The 18578-nt window shown below is 38.3% G+C and carries 16 protein-coding genes; 8 read left to right on the top strand and 8 right to left on the bottom strand.

Translation table 11 applies throughout. The features are described 5' to 3' along the window. Position 1: 1 nt before the first annotated feature. The gene (locus tag AAEU33_RS14780; RefSeq protein ID WP_345988398.1) at positions 2–868 is read right to left on the bottom strand and encodes an alpha/beta hydrolase; all 867 of its coding nucleotides are present in this window, start codon (positions 866–868) and stop codon (positions 2–4) included. A gap of 94 nt (positions 869–962) precedes the next feature. On the opposite strand from AAEU33_RS14780, the gene AAEU33_RS14775 reads away from it, so the two are divergent. Beyond that, positions 963–1847: a LysR family transcriptional regulator gene (locus tag AAEU33_RS14775; RefSeq protein ID WP_345988396.1), complete on the top strand. Its 885-nt coding sequence runs from the start codon at positions 963–965 to the stop codon at positions 1845–1847. 19 nt (positions 1848–1866) lie between these two features. Here AAEU33_RS14775 and AAEU33_RS14770 read toward each other — a convergent pair whose 3' ends face one another. Then, on the bottom strand, positions 1867–2400 hold the full coding sequence (locus AAEU33_RS14770; protein WP_345988394.1) for a carboxymuconolactone decarboxylase family protein: 534 nt from the start codon (positions 2398–2400) through the stop codon (positions 1867–1869). Positions 2401–2553: 153 nt separating this feature from the next. Here AAEU33_RS14770 and AAEU33_RS14765 point away from each other — a divergent pair, with 153 nt between their 5' ends. Next, complete coding sequence (locus AAEU33_RS14765) at positions 2554–3411, top strand: AraC family transcriptional regulator (protein ID WP_345988392.1); 858 nt, start codon at positions 2554–2556, stop codon at positions 3409–3411. A gap of 283 nt (positions 3412–3694) precedes the next feature. On the opposite strand, the gene AAEU33_RS14760 is transcribed toward AAEU33_RS14765, so the two are convergent. Together AAEU33_RS14760 and AAEU33_RS14755 are read right to left on the bottom strand one after the other, a co-directional pair. Further along, positions 3695–4039 carry a mannan-binding lectin gene (locus tag AAEU33_RS14760; protein ID WP_172282703.1) on the bottom strand — a complete coding sequence of 115 codons (345 nt, stop codon included), beginning with the start codon at positions 4037–4039 and terminating at the stop codon, positions 3695–3697. 378 nt (positions 4040–4417) lie between these two features. Further along, positions 4418–5830, bottom strand: a complete 1413-nt coding sequence (locus AAEU33_RS14755) for a PLP-dependent aminotransferase family protein (protein WP_345988389.1) — start codon at positions 5828–5830, stop codon at positions 4418–4420. A gap of 294 nt (positions 5831–6124) precedes the next feature. Between AAEU33_RS14755 and AAEU33_RS14750 the strand changes: the two genes are divergently transcribed. Further along, positions 6125–7048: a DUF3078 domain-containing protein gene (locus AAEU33_RS14750; RefSeq protein ID WP_172282699.1), complete on the top strand. Its 924-nt coding sequence runs from the start codon at positions 6125–6127 to the stop codon at positions 7046–7048. 78 nt (positions 7049–7126) lie between these two features. Here AAEU33_RS14750 and AAEU33_RS14745 read toward each other — a convergent pair whose 3' ends face one another. After that, positions 7127–8344 carry an MFS transporter gene (locus AAEU33_RS14745; RefSeq protein WP_345988387.1) on the bottom strand — a complete coding sequence of 406 codons (1218 nt, stop codon included), beginning with the start codon at positions 8342–8344 and terminating at the stop codon, positions 7127–7129. 77 nt (positions 8345–8421) lie between these two features. Next, positions 8422–9270, bottom strand: coding sequence for a helix-turn-helix domain-containing protein (locus tag AAEU33_RS14740; RefSeq protein WP_345988385.1), 849 nt, complete (start codon positions 9268–9270; stop codon positions 8422–8424). A gap of 232 nt (positions 9271–9502) precedes the next feature. On the opposite strand from AAEU33_RS14740, the gene AAEU33_RS14735 reads away from it, so the two are divergent. The 5 genes from AAEU33_RS14735 to AAEU33_RS14715 all read left to right on the top strand — a co-directional run bounded on the left by AAEU33_RS14735 (position 9503) and on the right by AAEU33_RS14715 (position 17352). Continuing rightward, positions 9503–10603, top strand: a complete 1101-nt coding sequence (locus AAEU33_RS14735; protein ID WP_273648035.1) for a histidine kinase — start codon at positions 9503–9505, stop codon at positions 10601–10603. Continuing rightward, positions 10600–11364, top strand: coding sequence for a LytTR family DNA-binding domain-containing protein (locus tag AAEU33_RS14730; protein WP_273648036.1), 765 nt, complete (start codon positions 10600–10602; stop codon positions 11362–11364). The genes AAEU33_RS14735 and AAEU33_RS14730 overlap by 4 nt, the downstream gene beginning before the upstream one ends. A gap of 255 nt (positions 11365–11619) precedes the next feature. After that, on the top strand, positions 11620–12741 hold the full coding sequence (locus AAEU33_RS14725) for an efflux RND transporter periplasmic adaptor subunit (protein WP_273648037.1): 1122 nt from the start codon (positions 11620–11622) through the stop codon (positions 12739–12741). A 40-nt stretch (positions 12742–12781) separates the two neighbouring features. Next, the gene (locus tag AAEU33_RS14720) at positions 12782–15934 is read left to right on the top strand and encodes an efflux RND transporter permease subunit (protein ID WP_345988382.1); all 3153 of its coding nucleotides are present in this window, start codon (positions 12782–12784) and stop codon (positions 15932–15934) included. Between the two features lie 2 nt (positions 15935–15936). Further along, on the top strand, positions 15937–17352 hold the full coding sequence (locus AAEU33_RS14715; RefSeq protein ID WP_345988380.1) for a TolC family protein: 1416 nt from the start codon (positions 15937–15939) through the stop codon (positions 17350–17352). A 97-nt stretch (positions 17353–17449) separates the two neighbouring features. Here the strand turns inward: AAEU33_RS14715 and AAEU33_RS14710 are convergent, their stop codons facing one another. Both AAEU33_RS14710 and AAEU33_RS14705 read right to left on the bottom strand, forming a co-directional pair. Then, entirely contained in the window at positions 17450–18001 is a 552-nt protein-coding gene (locus AAEU33_RS14710) for a DUF6624 domain-containing protein (protein WP_345988378.1), read from the bottom strand. Between the two features lie 35 nt (positions 18002–18036). Continuing rightward, on the bottom strand, positions 18037–18501 hold the full coding sequence (locus AAEU33_RS14705) for an SRPBCC family protein (RefSeq protein ID WP_172282683.1): 465 nt from the start codon (positions 18499–18501) through the stop codon (positions 18037–18039). Positions 18502–18578 lie beyond the last annotated feature (77 nt).

Here is an 18578-nt window from a genome sequence, read left to right as displayed (position 1 = left end):
CTTACGAAGGCAGGGCTTTTAAAAACTCCCTGATTTCATTACTTATTTCTTCTGCATGGGTTTCCAGTGCGAAATGTCCGGTTTCATAAAATTTTACAATAGCATCCGGAATATCTTTTTTGTAAGCTTCCGCTCCCGGAGGCAAAAAGAAAGGATCATATTTTCCCCATGCAGCCAGGAACCGGGGCTGGTATTTTCTGAAATATGCCTGAAATTCAGGATATAGTGCCACATTAGTCCGGTAATCCAGCATCAGGTCAATCTGAATATCATCCATTCCCGGGCGGTTTAGAAAATGCTGATCCAGAGCATAAGATTCAGGGGCGATAAGCGAAAGATCCTTAACACCTTCCTGGTACTGGAATTTGGTCATCTTTTCAGAAGTAAAATCACTTAAGAGCTTACGGTTTTCCGGAGTGGGATCTTTCCAGTATTTTCTTATCGAAGTCCAGCTGTCACTAAGTCCTTCTTCATAGGCATTCCCATTTTGAGAAATAATTCCCGTTATTTTTTCGGGATTGGCTAAAGCTAACCTAAGACCGGTAGGAGCACCATAATCAAAAATATAAAGGGCAAATCTTTTTAATTCCAATCTATCAATAAATCCCTGCATTATCCTGGCAAGATTATCAAACGTATAGCTGAAGTGGTCAGAACCCGGAGCATCACTAAACCCGAAACCCGGTAGATCAGGTGCAATGATATGATATTGATCATTCAGCTTAGGAATCAGGTTGCGGAACATATGTGAAGACGTAGGAAATCCATGGAGAAGCAAAAGAACAGGAGCATCTTCAGGCCCGGATTCACGGTAAAAAACATTCAGACCATCAACGTCTGTATTGTTGTAATAAATGGTTGGGTTCATAATTGTTTTATTTTTTTGTTATTTCAAAATTACGCCATACATTTGATTACATAAAACGATTAATTATGATATGAATAATCATAAAAAATGATACATGAATTTAAATGATTTAAAAATATTTGAAGCAGTAGCTGCTTCCGGCAGTTTTACAAAAGCTGCGGAAGTTATGTGTACCGTACAATCCAATGTTACCGCAAGGATAAAAACGCTCGAAGAAGAACTGGAAGCTCAGCTTTTTACGCGTACTTCCAGAAAAGTTTCTTTAACCACGGCCGGACATGCATTTATTCAATATGCCCGTAAGATTTCAAATACCATAGAAGAAGCCAAAAGGGAAATTAAAAATTCTGATCAGATAGGAGGGAACCTGTGCATAGGATGTATAGAGACAACACTGGTATTTAAAGCCCCGGAAATCCTTTCGGGTTTTATGAATGCTTATCCTAATGTCCAGCTGGAATTTAAATCGGACACCCGCTCAAAGCTTATTGATGATGTTCTGAATTATAAGCTGGATGCGGCGTTTGTTTCTGCACCTATTCATTCCGCACAACTCGAGCAGATCCACATCAAGCAGGATGAGCTGGTTATTGTGACTTCTCTGGATGAAAGATCAGTCAATCAAATTCTTAAAAAGGACAATCTGAATATTGTTGTTTTTGACCAGGGTTGCGTTTACAGGGCAAGGCTTGAAACTTTGCTCAATGCAAGGGGAGTGATACAATACAAGAGCATGGTAATGAATTCTATTGAAGGGATCATTAATTTCGTTGAAGCAGGCCTGGGAATTACCTTGCTTCCGCTTGAGCTGATTGAAAAGTATTACGGTGGCAGGAAATTGAAAACCTTTAAGCTCAGTAAGGAGATCAATACCATATCTACTTCTCTCATCTACCTGAAAAGCATTCCCAAATCCCAAGCTTTGGAATCTTTTATCGGGATGTATGCAACAGGTAATAAAAAGGCAATCCCTTTTTGAGATTGCCTTTTGTAATTATTTACAGTTCCGGAGCTAATGGCCAGTCTACGGGAATTTTTGTAGCTGCAAACAAGTAATTGGTTATTGTTTTATCACCGATCGCAATAATCACATCTACCAAATGTCCTTCTGTATATCCTTCGTTGAAAAACTGATTTTTTGTCTCCTCAGAAATCTCACCCTTATTGCTTACTGCCTCATAAACCAGTTGCCCTAAGGAATTGAGTTTTGGATCAAAAGATATTTTTGCTTTTCTGATTTCAAGGATCTGATCATCATCAAATCCGTTCAGCTTTGCAATAGCAGTGTGAGCACTTAAACAATACAGGCAATTGTTATACTGGCTGACAATAAGGTTCACTACTTCTTTTTCTTTTGCTTTTAAGGATGACTTGGCATTTTGCAAGGCAAGATAGGTGGCAAGCCCATTTTCCGAATGTGCAAAAGTTGCATACAGATTAGGAACAAAGCCAACCCCTTTTTCTAATTGGTTAAAAATATTTTGATTTGCTTCTGAAAGCTGCTCTTTTTGAGGAATCTGAAAATTTTCCATTTGTAATTGTTGTTTAAAATTAATACGACAAAGTTCAGTGATCCCTGACCTCAAAAAAATAGAACAATTTCCCGAAGATGTATGCTTTTTTCCCTTTCCAAATGATACATTTGTTCAAATAAGACTTTTATTAAAAATTTAGTGAGATAAAAGATGATCTATAATTTCTATAATAAACAGACGGAAGCAGCTTGCCGGCTTCTTGTCCATGAAGAAAAATTTGACAGGGTTTTCTACGGAAAAGACCGTAAAGACAAATTTCTGACATTGGCATGGAACCAGGGTCTGGACATTTTTATTACAATAGATAAAATATCCTATCTATTCAAATCAGGCAGCATACTTTGCTTAATGGTCAATCAGTCATTTGATTTTCCCGACAATTCACAAATCATCGTATGGCAGTTTAATAAAGATTTCTACTGCATTGAAAGTCATGATTCCGAAGTAGGGTGTGTAGGATTTCTTTTTTATGGTTTGTCTCAAAGTATGTTTGTTTCCGTGGAGGATCAGGTCCGTGATAAACTCACATTGCTACTGCGTATTTTTATTGAAGAATTCCAGGATGTAGATGATATCCAGGAGGACATGCTCCGGATGCTGTTGAAGCGCCTGATCATCCTGATTACACGGTCGGCAAAAAAACAATTTGTTGCAGATCAATTTCCTGAACAAAAACTGGATATTATCCGGCAGTTCAGTTTACTGGTTGAAAAGAATTATAAGTCGGAACATTCCGTAAAGTTTTATGCAGATCAGCTTCATAAGTCTCCCAAAACCCTTTCCAATCTTTTTAATCTCTATAATAACGGAACTCCCTCTGAAATTATTCAGCAAAGGATTATACTGGAAGCTAAAAGATTACTTCTCTTTACCAACAGCTCAGCCAAAGAAATTGCTTATGAATTAGGATATGAAGATGTTGCTTATTTCAGTAGCTTTTTCAAAAGGGTAACGGGACTTTCACCTCTGGCGTTCAAAAAGCAATCAGCCGGAATTTCCACTCCATAAAAAAGCCTCCCGAGGGAGGCCTTAAAAAACACAAATGATGAAAAAAAATTATTTCGAAGTGCAAATATAATAAAATATATTATGTAATACATTATAATTTTATTAATATTTTAATTCAATTTTAAATAACATATTAATATTATGCATACATACTATTAATATATTTTTAAATATAGGTATAATTCTTTCAGAGGAGTTTTTTCTATTTAAACATACAGGAAGTATTCCAGATCCATAAAAAAACCTCCGGGAAAAATCCCGGAGGTTTGAAACTTTTTATTGACTAAAATTTGAATACACAGCCGCAAACGCTCATTTTACCTTCAACGACTGTTGTCCATTGTCCGTTCCAGGTACCTCCGTAAGAGGCACAAATGGAAGGGCATATTTCTTTTGCATCTTCATTGCTCCAGATAGGACCTGCCAGAACATCCAATGTATATTCTGTGCTTCCTGTAGGAACCGTATCGTACTCAACTTCGATTACACTCATTTCCCCCTCAACAATGGTAGACCATTGTCCGGTAAATTTTCCTAAATGTGCCGCAGCAATACGACCTCCTAATTTCTGAGCCTGATCGTTGCTCCAAAGCGGACCTGCAACGATGTTGATTTTGAATTTTGACATGGTGTTTGTTTTTTTATGTTTTAACATACCAAAGGTGCAACTATAATAAAACAAACACTAGAGTAGAAAACACCATTTTTTTTGTTCAGTATTTATACCTACAGCTTTAAAAAAATTGGGTTAACCCCCATCAATAAAGGGCTATAGGTTCAAATTATTTCTCCGAAATTAGATATATCAGATTGATCAATGGAAAATAACAGAAAAAAACAAAAGAAGTTAATTTTTTTAAGAGAAAAGGACATAAAAAAAGACGAAGCTATAATTATTACTTATAGCCTCATCAATTTTTTCAATCATTTGGTTTTGTTGGTACAAATTTAGAGCAATCCGTACGACAGGTACAGATACAGTTGCTGTTTTTTATTAGGGCACAGATTACCAATTACTGGCAATTTCCCCAAGAGTCTTAAGATCGGAGTTAACTTTATCTGTCCATTCCATCGCAAAATTCAGCCTCATACAGTTGTTATACTGATTGTATTGGGTAAACATTCTTCCCGGAGCGAAAGTAATATTCCGCCTGATGGCCATATCAAACAGTTTGACAGTATCAATTTTTTTATCAAGTTCCAGCCATACCATAAATCCACCTTCCGGCTGGGAAACTTTAGTATTATCAGGAAAATAATCCTCAATGCCCTGCTGAAGCTTCAGACAATTATTTTGTACTATTTTCCGGAATGTACGAAGATGATGATCATATCTTCCGTTTTCTAAAAAATGGGATATGGCTTCCTGATACAAAGCAGGAGTAGAAAGCGTTTGTATCAGCTTCTGCTGGATAATTTTATCCTTATACTTGCCCGGGATAATCCATCCGAGCCTGTAACCCGGTGCCAGTGTTTTGGATATGGAATTCACCAGCATCACAATACCGGCTTCATCAAATGCTTTACAGGGTTTCGGCCTCTCGGCTCCATAATACACATTCCTGAAGATATCATTTTCAACTAATGGAATATCCCATTCCGTAAGCATTTTTACAAGCTCCTTTTTATGATCGTCCGGCATGATTGTGCCTAAAGGATTATTGAAGTTAACCACAAAACAGCATGCACTTATGACAGGCAAAACCTTTTTCAATGCTTCGAGATCTAAACCTGTGGAAGGGTCTGAAGGAATTTCTACAGCTTCAAGTCCCATGGCATTTATCATTTTAAGAATACCAAAGTAAGCGGGACTTTCTACAGCAACCTTATCTCCGGGTTTGGTAACCGCCATCAGGCAGGTAAACATTCCGTTCATCGCTCCGGACGTTGCTATCACATCATCTTCTGTAACTTTACCCTCCAGCATAAATGCCCATCTGGCAACCGTTCTTCTAAAATTGAGATTTCCCTGAACAGATTCATAGGTTGCCCCGCCATTTGCCAGGCTTCGCATAACTGTAGTCACGCTCTTATTAAGCTGGGCGATGGGCAGCAGGCTTTTTTCCGGCAGCCCGAGGGAAAAATGGGTAATGTCCGTATTTTCCGAAGAAGCAAATGTCTTAAGGAAAAGATGTTCCGGGTACTGCTCTTTTTGCAGGGATTCCAGGATAATAACAGAAGGAAGAGAAAATTTCCTTTGTGAAGCTTTACTTACATAATAGCCGGATTTAGGTCGTGGTTCTATCAACGATTTACTTTCTAATTCCAGAAATGCCTGCCGAACGGTATTGATGCTTACATTATATACTTTCTGTAAGGTCCGTATAGAAGGCAATTTATCACCAAGCCTTAACGTTCCACTGAGAATCTGCTGCTCAATGATCCCGGCAATTTTCAGATAAAGGATTTCTTTTTTCATTCAATCGGTATTATTTCTGTGTAGTTCAAAATTAAGAAATTAAATCCCCGTTTAATAATTTATCATACAGATAAAGAATCACAAGCCTGCGTTAACTCATAAAAAAAATGATTTCTATCAGAAATACCGCTCAATACGATATATTTCATACAAAAGTGAATGATCTGTAAAATATTGTTCTATAACTTTTTAAAATTGTATTATAAAAAATCTTAATTTTAGGTGATTTTAGATTTTTTTAATATTTTTTAACAAAATTTATATTTCTATTTTTGCAACCAAATCTTATAAATTATGAAAAAAATTTTATTAACCCTTTCTCTTTCTTTGGGAATTTTTGCTGCAGCACAAGAAGCAAAAACAGAGGCTCCGGCTGTTGATACGACAAAAGCATGGAGCATTCAAGGTCAAAACACATTAATGCTGAACCAGGCGGCATTCTCGAACTGGGTAGGTGGTGGAGCAAACAACGTGGGTTGGCTTGCCGGTGTGAATTATAACCTTACCTATGAAAAAGGGAAGGACCTTTGGGAAAATATTATTATCCTTGGATACGGACAAAACAATACCCAGGGCGTAGGAACAAGAAAGACCCAGGATGTAATTAATCTTTCAAGTAACTATGGGAGGGAGATCGCTAAAAATTGGTACGCATCCGGTGGTGTAAGTTTACAAACTCAATTTGCTCCGGGCTATGAGGACGGAAATAATCCTGATGCGAAAAAGATATCCAACTTTATGGCTCCGGGATACCTTAATGTAGGTGCTGGTTTTACATACAGACCTAATGATAATTTCACCATGACATTACGTCCGGCAAATGCAAGGGTAACTTTTGTACTGGATAAAGACCTTCAGTATGCAGGAACTTACGGCTTAAAGAATGATGGAGATTCTTCACTATTTCAGTTCGGTTTCCTGGGAACAGCCATTTATAAAATAAAGATCATGGAAAACATCAACCTTACGAATACAGGTTCTGTCTTTTCCAATTATTTAGATCATCCTGAAAGACTGGTCCTGTCTTACAGCGGAATTTTAAATATGAAGATCAACAAATTTATTTCAACCAACATAACGCTGGATCTTTTATATGATCACAACCAGATCAGAAGAACACAGCTGAAACAGACTTTGGGAGTTGGTTTTGCCTATAATATTGATAACGGGAAAAAACGTTCTGATAAAAAAGACAATCAATCCTGGATGAAGAAGTAGCACTATTCATCGAAAAAATAAAAAAGACTAACCGAAGAATGGTTAGTCTTTTTTATTTAGTATGGAGAAAAATGGAAATTATTGATGTCCGCTTTTTCTGCCCATTAAAGTCAGCATAGCCAGAAGCCCACTGATCGCGCCAAAAAAATAAATAGACTGATATCCCAGCCAGCCTGCAATAATCCCCGCTATCGGACCAGCCAAGCCTAGTGAAAGATCGAAAAAAGCTGAATAAGCTCCCAGTGCTGTTCCTCTCATTTGCGGAGTTACCTTTTTAATGGCGAGTACTCCCAAAGATGGAAATACCAGGGAAAAACCAATTCCCGTAAGTGCACAGCCTACGATTGCCATCCATCCCGAATGAGAAAAACCTATCAATAGCTGTCCTATGACCTCAATAGCAAAAGACCCTAAGGCTACTTTGTAACCACCGTACTTGTCGGGAAGGGAGGCAAATAATATTCTGGTAAGAATATAAAATCCACCAAAACAAACAAAAGCCAGAGAAGCATGCTCCCAGTTTTTCTCAGCGAAAAGCAAAGCGATAAAGGAAGCTATGCATGCAAATCCTATGGAAGAGAAAGCCAGTGCCAATCCCTGATCGGAAACTTTTGCAATCACTTTATAAAAAGGAGTTCTTATATGAGTAGGATCCGCTTCAAGGGTTGGCAGCCGGGCTGTTGATAACCAGCTCACTACAGAAAGGACCAGAATTAATGTAAAAGGAACAACACTACCGAATTGGCTTCCCATCCATATACTTAACGGGGCTCCTAAAGCGATTCCTCCATACATTGAAATTCCGTTCCAGGTCATTACTTTGCCGGAATTGTGTGCTCCTACCAGTCCAATTCCCCAGGTTAGCGCTCCCGTTACCATCATACTTTCAGAAATACCATGAATAATTCTTGACAGAATCAGCAATCCTAATGCTAAAATTGGGAAATGTACAGAGGAACTTCCTGCAATATAAAGAATTCCGGCTGCAAAAACCATAAATATACCTCTGTGATTACTGATTTTAGCCCCAAGTGTATCGGTTATTTTACCGGCGTAAGCCCTTGTTAATAAAGTAGCTAAAAACTGAAGCCCCATCACAGCCCCCACGATAAAGGAGTCGAATTTCAGTTCATTTTTAATCAGAGCTGGTAAAGCTCCCAGTGTAATTCCAATCGTAAGATATACCGCAAATACGGAAATTACGATCGGAGCGAGAACTTTTTTTAAAGGTATGTTGTTGTGATGATGAGTATCTCCAATCTTAGGAGTTACCATAGTTGTACTTTTGATTGCCATATTGCATCGTTTTTTTAGTTATTTTTCGACTACAAAAGTAGATCGGCAACATACAATTAGCGATAGCTATTCAATGGCTATAATTGGACAAATAATGGTTTTCTTTTCCGGAATTCAGATGCTGTATAGCCGGTATTCTTTTTAAAAAAGCGCGAAAAATAAGTATAATCATCATATCCAAGGTCAAAAGCGATTTCCTTAATATCCATGTAAGTATAGTACAAAAGACGCTGAGACTCCAGGATAATTTCCTGCTGTATCCAATGACTGGCTGCAAAACCTGTGATTTCTTTTACCACCTCATTCAGATACAGAGGGGTGATATGAAGTTTCACTGCGTATTCCTTTACCTGTTTCAATTCCCTGTAATGCAATTGAATCATTTGTTTAAAAAGCAATACTGTCTTATATTTCTGTCCGCCAATGACTTTTTCAGAATGCCTGTTTCTGACCAACGCTCTTACCATAAGACCTGCCAGGCTATCCGTAAATGAATTGATAAGATTATTTTGAAAAGGAACTTCATTATGAGCCAATACAGCATCAAAAACCGGAATAAACGAAAACAGACTGTCATTCTTTTCAACTTCTGCAGCCTGGTTAGAATTGAGGTAAGTAGTGAAAATCTCAAGATAAGTTTTAGGAATCAGTGACGTTTCCACAAATACCAACCAACCTTTACAATGCTCATTTTTTATATACCGGTGAACCTGTCCTGGTGCAACATATAACACTGCAGCTCCATGAAGTTCAACCTTACGGAAATCCAGTTCTAATGAAGAATATCCTTCCTGCTGAATAACAAACATAAAATGTTCATCGCGGTGAGCTGCCTGTACAGATTCTTCAAGTTCACCCATAGGACAAATTTCTATACCGGTACTGTTGAGTTCGTTTGTATGGAGTAAAATGTTCGATTTTGCCATCACTGAAACATTGGGCTGTTAGAGCATGTAAATGTAATCATATTGCCTGATATTTTAATGAAAGCAACACTTTCTTTCATATGATATATATGGTAATATGAGGCATTCGTTTTAAACCATTTATTTTACATTTCATCTTAAATTTTTCCTGCTTGACTCAAAAAACAGATGCGCATTTAGAAAATCAATATTTATATTTACAGAATTAATGGTTCCAAAACCTACTTGCTCTATGATGAGAAAAACCCAAATAAGGAAAAAAAAATTATTATCTGCCACTAAAAAACGCCTGGTCATATGGGCTGTGGCAATCATTTCATTTTATTTATTTTCTTATCTTATGGATCCTTTTGATCCGGTATGGGAAGACTATGTTAAAGATCCGTTGGATTTTCTGATCAGTGATTTTCTGTGGGTGCTTCTTTTTTCAGTTATTATTTCGGAGGTAAGCATATTGATCGATAGCCAGCTTAATAAGTTGCTTCCATGGAGTAACCGGGGAATAAAACGCTTATGCATACAAGGCATTCTGCAAATTGCCGTAAGCATTCTTTTTGTGGCCATTATCATTAATATTTTTTCCAATACTCCCGACATAGCCAAAATGGATTATCGTAAAGAAATGACCTTGTTGGGGCAATGGGTAGCTACCAATATCATTATTTCCCTGCTCATCAGTGCCGTAAATACAGGAGATTATTTACTGGAAAACTGGAAAAAATCTGCCATAGAAGTAACCCAGCACAAGCTAAGGGCTTCTAAACACAAACAGGCTGCAATGGCTGCAGAGCTACAGGCTCTGAAACTACAGATAGACCCTCATTTTATTTTTAATAACCTAAGCGTTTTATCGGAACTTATTCTGGAAAACCAGCAATTAGGTTATGAGTACGCTGAAAATTTCTCTAAAGTTTACCGCTATCTTGTTATTAATTCAAAAAAAGATGTGATCTCTTTAGACGAAGAATTGAAATTTTTAGACTCTTACATTTTCCTGATAAAAAAAAGAATCGGTGACGGAGTCAATTTCGAGATCTCTATTAATCCGGAATTAAGGAATATGATGATCCCTCCTTTAACTCTGCAGTTTTTGGTAGAAAATGCCATCAAACACAATCAAACACTCAGATCCAATCCTCTACAAATAAAAATTTATACATTAACCAGCAAAAATCTTGTTGTCTGCAACACTTTGATCCCTCTCATCAATAAAGCCGAATCTTCCAAGGTGGGTATTAAAAACATCATGAACCGGTTTGAATTGCTTGGAGATAAAAAGCCGTTGATCCTTCAAACAGAAAAAGATTTCCTTGCCAAAATACCATTATTATGAAGCTCAATAAGATCTTAATCGTAGAAGATGAAAAACCTAATGCGGACCGCCTAAAAAGGTTATTGCTGAAATTGCGGCCCCACGCTGAAATTGTATCTGTTGAAGATTCCGTAGCATCAGCAGTACAATGGTTGGAAGAAAATCCGGCTCCTGATATCATTATGATGGATATCCAGCTGGCAGACGGCTTAAGTTTTGAAATTTTCAATCAGACAGAAATTAAATGTCCTGTGATCTTCACCACCGCTTATGATGAATATGCAGTAAAAGCATTTAAATACAACAGCATCGATTATCTTTTAAAACCTGTTGAGGAAGAGGAGCTTGAAACCGCATTAAAGAATTATGAAACCTTTATGGAAACCATTCCATATGTAGGAACTGCTATAGAGGGACTGCTGAACTACATCCAGCCCAAAGATTACAGGAAGCGTTTCCTTTTAGCCCACAGAGACGGTTATAAAACCCTGCTCTCGGAAGATATCCTCTATTTTTTTACCGAACTGGGCGTCAGCAGGGCTGTTGTAAAAAACGGAAACACAGAAATTGTTCCCCAGACCTTAGAGGAACTGGAAAAACAGCTGGATCCTAAAATGTTTTTCAGAGCCAACAGGCAGTTTATCATCAACATAGATTCCGTACAGCATATTTCCAATTACTTTAACGGAAAACTGAAACTCGACCTGGTCAGGCATCCGGATATTGAAGTCATTGTAAGCAGGGAAAAAGCTTCGGCACTGAAGTCCTGGATGGATTATTAGATCACCTATATGATTTCTACGATAGTGGAAATCTTTTTTTATCATACAATTTAAAATTCTTCATCCCAAACATTTGTTCGGGGTAATATTTTTTTATCATTTCAGCAATAATGAAAATCCGGTTTTATGCCCTTTTCTTTTCATTTCAGCTATTAAACGCTTCATCCCCGAATAATTACGTTTCACTGAAATTCTCCCTATCAATGCCCTTTTTTTGCGATTATTTTGTAGTCAACAAATAGTAAATCGTATATTATGAATTGTAAAAAAGGTTATTTCGTACTGCTATTGACAGCAGCTGTTTTTCTCCAGTCCTGCAACTCCGGAAAAAGCCAGGAAACAGGTGAGCAAATGTCTGCACTTCCTACCGATTTTATACAGCTGAAATCAGGAAATGCCGATATTTCTTCCGGATATCCGGGAAGTATCGAAGGACAGGATAATGTGGATATCAAAGCCCAGGTCACAGGCTATCTGGAAACGGTATACGTAAAAGAAGGGCAATATGTACAAAAAGGGCAGACGCTTTTCAGGATCAATCCTTCAGTCTATAATGAACAGGTAAATAATAGTGACGCTGCATTAAAAATAGCATTGGCCAACCAGGCGAGTGCCAGACTTGAAGTAGAAAAACTGAAACCATTGGTGGAAGGAAATGTGGTTTCCGATATGCAGCTGAAAACAGCTCAGGCAAGCTATGCAGCAGCAACAGCTCAGGTCGCACAGGCTAAATCTGCATTAGGCTCTTCAAAGATCAATGCCGGATTTGCGTATATAAAAGCTCCTGTATCGGGATATATTGGCAGGATCGTCAACAGAACCGGAAATCTGATTACCCCTTCTGATGCCACTCCGCTTACCACACTTTCCGATATCCATACAGTGAATGTTTATTTTGCAATGAACGAAGCCGATTTCCTTCGCTATACCAAAGCAAGAATGGCCTCCGAAGATCAAACCGGAAACGTTGAACTGATCCTTCCGGATGGTTCTACCTATCCATATAAAGGAAAGTTGGAAAATGCCAGTGGAAATTTTGACCGGATGACAGGAAGTATGCAGCTGAAAGCAATATTTCAAAATCCTGATCAACTTCTTCGTGCAGGAGGTACAGCGCGGGTAAAGATTCATCAGTATGTGGATGATGTCATTAAATTACCTAAAACAGCTGTAAAGGATATTCAGGACAGATTTTTTGTTTACAAACTGAATGCACAGAACAAAGTTGTTATGACTCCAATTGAAATCTCAGGAGGAACCATCTCTGATTATTTCGTTTCATCAGGAGTGCAGCCGGGAGATAAAATAGCCATCAACAGGATTGATGCCCTTAACGAAGGAGCATCAGTACTCCCTAAAATCATCCCTTCAAAATAGATTCTAAAAACACAATGTACTCATCCAAAGAAATTAAGACATGCTAAAAAAGATCATAGACCGACCGGTATTGGCCACTGTAATTTCCCTTATTATTGTCATATTGGGAATCATAGGCCTCAGCAAACTTGCAGTAACCCGGTTTCCGGATATTTCGCCGCCTACCATTATGGTTTCCGGATCTTATCCGGGAGGAAATAGTGAAACCGTTATCCGCTCCGTAGTAACGCCTTTAGAAGAGCAGATCAATGGAGTGGAAGACATGCAATATATTAAGTCGAATGCCAGTAATGACGGAACTTTTTCCATTTCAATTATATTCAAACAGGGAGTTAATCCTGATCAGGCTGCCGTAAATGTACAGAACAGAGTGCAGCAGGCAACCCCTATTTTACCTCAGGAAGTTGTGAGAATGGGATTAACCACCTCCAAGCAGCAAAACAGTATGATCATGCTGTTTAACATTTATACTGACGATAATAAAAAGTATGATGAAACCTTTTTACAGAATTATGCCAACATCAATCTTATTCCACAGGTAAAAAGAGTAAAGGGTGTAGGGCAGGCACAGGTTTTCGGAGCTAAAGATTATTCAATGAGAATCTGGCTTAATCCGCAGAAAATGTCATCTTACGGACTGGAACCTGCTGATATTTCAAATGCTGTAGCTGATCACAGTCTGGAATCTGCTCCCGGTAAACTGGGTGAGGAATCCAATGCTTCCCTTGAATATGTTATCCGGTACAAAGGAAAGAAAAACAAACCTGAACAATTTGAAAACATCGTTGTTAAAAATGACGGAACCAAACTGATCCGCCTTAAAGACGTAGCAAGAGTAGAATTCGGATCAATTTCTTACAGCGGGGATAATCTTTCAAATGGTAAAAATGCCGTGACTGTTGCTATCATGCAGACTACGGGATCCAATGCCAATGAAATTGAAATTGGAATCAACAAATCCATTGAACAGCTCTCCAAATCTTTTCCTCCCGGAATTAAATACTCTAAAGTGATCAGTACCAAAGAAAGATTGGACGAAGCAACGGGACAGGTAAAATCTACGTTGATAGAAGCATTTATTCTGGTGTTTATTGTTGTGTTTATTTTCTTACAGGACTTCAGGTCTACCATTATTCCTGCTATTGCGGTTCCCGTAGCGATTGTCGGAACTTTCTTTTTCCTTCTTGTACTAGGGTTCACGATTAATGTACTGACACTTTTTGCATTGGTTCTGGCCATCGGTATTGTCGTTGATGATGCAATCGTTGTCGTAGAAGCGGTACACAGTAATATGGAAGGAACCAGCCTTACCGGTAAGGAAGCAACACACAAAGCCATGAATGAAATTACCGGAGCTGTTATTTCAATTACCCTGGTTATGTCTGCCGTATTTATTCCGATTGGATTCATGTCGGGTTCAGCAGGATTATTTTATAAACAGTTTGCCTATACGCTGGCTATTGCAATTATTATTTCGGCAGTGAATGCATTAACATTAACACCTGCATTATGTGCCGTTTTTCTTAAAAATAACCATTCCCATGAGGAAAATGGTAAGAAGAAAGGATTTGGAAAAAGATTCGCTACCGCTTTCAATGCCAGCTTTAATAATTTAACGGGCAGATATGTAAAAGGTGTACGCTTTCTGATCAACAGAAAATGGATTGCCGGAGGTCTGATCATAGGGATTATCGGAGGAGCCGCATGGCTGATGACTTCTACGTCCAAAAGTTTTGTGCCTATGGAAGACGACGGACTGTTTATGTATACTCTAAGCATGCCACCAGGAACAGGATTAACGAAAACAACAGAAGTATCTGATAAAATGAATGCCATGCTGAAAAAACTGGATGCTATTCAGGAAAATACATCTATCACAGGTTATAATTTATTGAGTAACAGTTCAGGGCCGGCCTATGCTATGGGATTTGTAAAATTGAAGCCTAAAAAAGAAAGAGGAGAAACCCAGGATATTGATGAAATCATGGCCATTGTTAACGAGAAGTTTTCAGGTATCAAAGAGGGAAGTGTCATGACATTCAGAATGCCTCCGGTGGAAGGATATGGTATGACCAACGATGCGGAAATTGTACTTCAGGACCGCATGGGACGTGACCCACAGATTTTAAAGGCTAAAGCTGATGAGCTCATCGGACAGCTGATGCAAAATCCCAACGTAGCTTTTGCCTACACCATGTTCCGGGCAGATTATCCGCAAATGGAGCTGGAAGTGGATGAAGACAAAGCCAAACAGCTGGGCGTAAGCATTTCCAATCTTTTAGGAAGTATACAGACTTATTTTTCAGGAGACCAGTCTCAAAACTTTTCAAGATTCGGGAAATTCTACCGGGTAAATATTAAAGCGGATGGAGTTTTCAGAATGGATGCGGAAGCCTTTAATGATATCTTCGTGAAAAACAATAAAGGTGAAATGGTTCCCGCTAACACCTTGATCACTTTAAAGAAAGTGTATGGCCCTGAATCTGTTGGACGATATAACCTGTACAATTCATTGAACATCAACGTGACCCCAAAACCGGGAGTAAGTAACGGGGCATTAATGACATCCCTGGAAAAAACACTGGATAAACTTCCATCTGATTACAGTTACGAATGGACGGGATTGAGCTTAGAGGAAAAGTCATCAGGAAATCAGACTATTGCAATCTTCGGTCTCTGTCTATTGTTTGTTTATCTCCTCCTTGCTGCCCAATACGAAAGTTATATACTTCCATTAGCTGTAATGCTTTCCATTCCTACAGGAATTGTTGGAGCGTTCCTTGGAATAAAAGCAATAGGATTCGACAACAATATTTACGTACAGGTTGGCTTGATCATGCTGATAGGACTTTTAGCCAAAAATGCCATTCTGATCGTTGAATTCGCTGTCCAGCGGAGAAAATCAGGAATGTCTCTTCTCGAGTCGGCTCTTGAAGGGGCGAAGTCCAGATTACGCCCTATTATTATGACTTCACTGGCATTTATTGTGGGAATGATTCCTTTGATGTTATCCTCCGGAGGAATGGCTTCAGGAAATAAATCCATCAGCGTGAGTGCGGCAATGGGAATGCTGAGCGGGGTTGTTCTGGGAGTATTTGTGATTCCAGTATTATATATGTTCTTTCAATATATCGATGAAAAGATTTCGGCAAAGAATGCTAATGTTTCTAATGTTTCATCACTAAATCAATAAAAATGAACACATTTCATATAAAAAATTTCCTTTTATCGGGATTGGCAGCAATACTCCTGTTGTCCTGCGCCGTAGGAAAAGAATATAAGAGACCGGACCTTAATGTCCCTCAAACATATAAAGAGTCCATGAAAGTAACCGGAGATACGGTTATACTTCCCTGGAAAACATTTTTTAAGGATCCTCAGCTGATTAGCCTTATCGATAAAGCTCTCCTGAAGAATAATGAGATCCATACCGCGCTTAAAAATATGGAGCAGCTTGATCTCGCCTACAAGCAGGCCAAAAACAACCTTATGCCAACTGTAGATTTCAGTGCAGGGGCCAACAGGGCATGGGCTTCAAAAAACAGCCTGAATGGTTCCCTTAATGAACAGTTTACCGGAACCAAGTATATTGATGATTTCAGCGCAACGTTAAGGTTGTCGTGGGAAGTGGATATATGGGGAAAGACCAAAATGCAGAAAGAATCCGCTGCAGCTGATTATTTTGCTCAAAAAGAAAATATGAATGCCCTTAAAACACGCATCATCGTACAGGTAGCTCAGGCCTACTACAATCTGATCAGCCTTGATGAACAGCTGAAAATAGCAGAAAAAAATATTGAGCTAAGTGATAATACCCTAAAAATGATGAAGCTGCAATATACAGCAGGACAGATCAATTCATTGGCAATTCAGCAATCTGAAGCCCAAAAGAAAACTGCTGAACTTCTGATCCCTTTGGCCAGGCAGAATATTTCAATACAGGAAAATGCTTTAAGTATTTTGTGTGGCGAATATCCTGGAAAAATCGACAGGGGAAACTCCATGAAAAATATGATCCCCGAAAATACATTGTCAGAAGGAGTTCCTGCCCAGCTTTTAAGCAGACGTCCAGACCTGAAAGCAGCAGAGCTGGCTGTCATCAGCCTGAATGCTAAAACAGGTCTTTCCAAAGCCGCCATGTATCCGAGCATAAGCCTTACTCCACAGATTGGAATCAACTCGAATAAGTTTAATACATGGTTTGACCTCCCGGGATCCATCACCAAGACCCTGGCCGCTAACTTAGCCATGCCTTTGTTACAGAAAAGGCAGCTGAAAACAGCTTATGAAACAGCTATTATTGAACAGGAAAAAGCGGTGATAGCATTCCGGCAATCCATGATGACAGCAGTAAGTGAGGTTTCCGATGCAATGGCCAAATCTAAAGGAACATCAGAAAGGCTCACATTACTGGAACAGAGAACTGCTATTCTGGACAAAGGAATCAATGATGCGCTTAAATTATATAAAAGTGGTATGGCAACTTATCTGGAGGTAATCACTGCACAGAATAACAAGCTCCAGAACGATCTTGAGTATGTAAACATTACCCTGGAAAAGCTAAATGCAGAAGTAGACCTTTACCGGTCTTTAGGAGGAGGGGTTAATTGATACTCAAAATACGATTACTTTTGTGAAACTGCCTTGTAAAATGAGGCAGTTTTTATTTTTTCAATTGATACCTTTTACAAGCTACAAAGAAAATAATCTACCGGTCAGAATCAATCATCTTTATATACTCTTCAATAGTTCCTAAATTCATGAATTTTCTCCTCGCGTTTACGTGGCTTGAATCTGCAATATCTTTAAAAAAAACCTTGCCCTTGTCATCTATAGAATATTGGGTTCCATATATCTGTTTTCTGTTATTTAAAATCTCAACCCTGTCGATAAGGTAAGCCAGCTGAGACCTTTCAGCATTTCCTCTTTTAACAGCTTCCTTCATTATGGGAAGATATTTTTCCATTACAGATAATTTCCCCGCGTGTTGTATCGTAACGAACAAAGCAAGATTAGCATCATTTCCAATCTTATCCTTTCCCAACCAACCCAGACTATCAATAATTTTTGTAACGATCATCAAATTATTTCGATCTATCGGATTTTGCTTTTGTGGATTGTATACGGGCGCCCTGTACTTTTGATCATCAACCAATACTTTTTCCAGCTGATATTTTATAATACGGTATTCATCATCCTTCTTTTTACAGGAAGAAATAAGCAATACATTTAATAACAGGATAAAACAACTATGTTTCATGGTATTGATGACAAATTCATGAACTAAAAGTCAGATTACTTTTTCTCATTAAACATTTTTTCCAGAATCTGATAACGATAATTAAAAATATGTTCAATTTTCTTTTTCACAAAAAGCCCATGGGCTACTTCTCCTAAAACACCCATTGGCAGCTCATAATTAATGGTATCCCTCATTAAAACACCTTTTTCGTTGGGAATGAATTCGTGAAAGTGATTCCACAGTTTATAAGGTCCTTTTTTCTGAAAATCAGTAAAGCTTTTTTGAAAAGAAACCTGAATGATCTCAGTTTGCCAGCTCATCTTAATCCCCAGCAATGGAGAAACATAATAATCAATTATCATCCCTTCATAAATTTCATCATTCTCCAGCTTGGTCAGGACAATAAAGTTCATATCTTTTGGAGTAATTTTAGAAAGATTATTGGCTGAAGAAAAAAACCTCCATGCTGTTTCCAGATCACAATAAAGCTGCTGTTCACGTTGAAGTTGATGTACCATTTTGTATCGTTAATTTTAAAAGTTTGAGTCCTTAGGGAAAAGTTAAGTCATTAGTTTTAAAAAACAAGTGTTCTTTT

The organism is Chryseobacterium sp. Chry.R1 (assembly GCF_039645525.1).
Lineage (GTDB): Bacteria > Bacteroidota > Bacteroidia > Flavobacteriales > Weeksellaceae > Chryseobacterium > Chryseobacterium proteolyticum.
The sequence above is the reverse complement of the archived record's forward strand: the minus strand, read 5'-3'. Positions and strand labels throughout refer to the sequence as shown.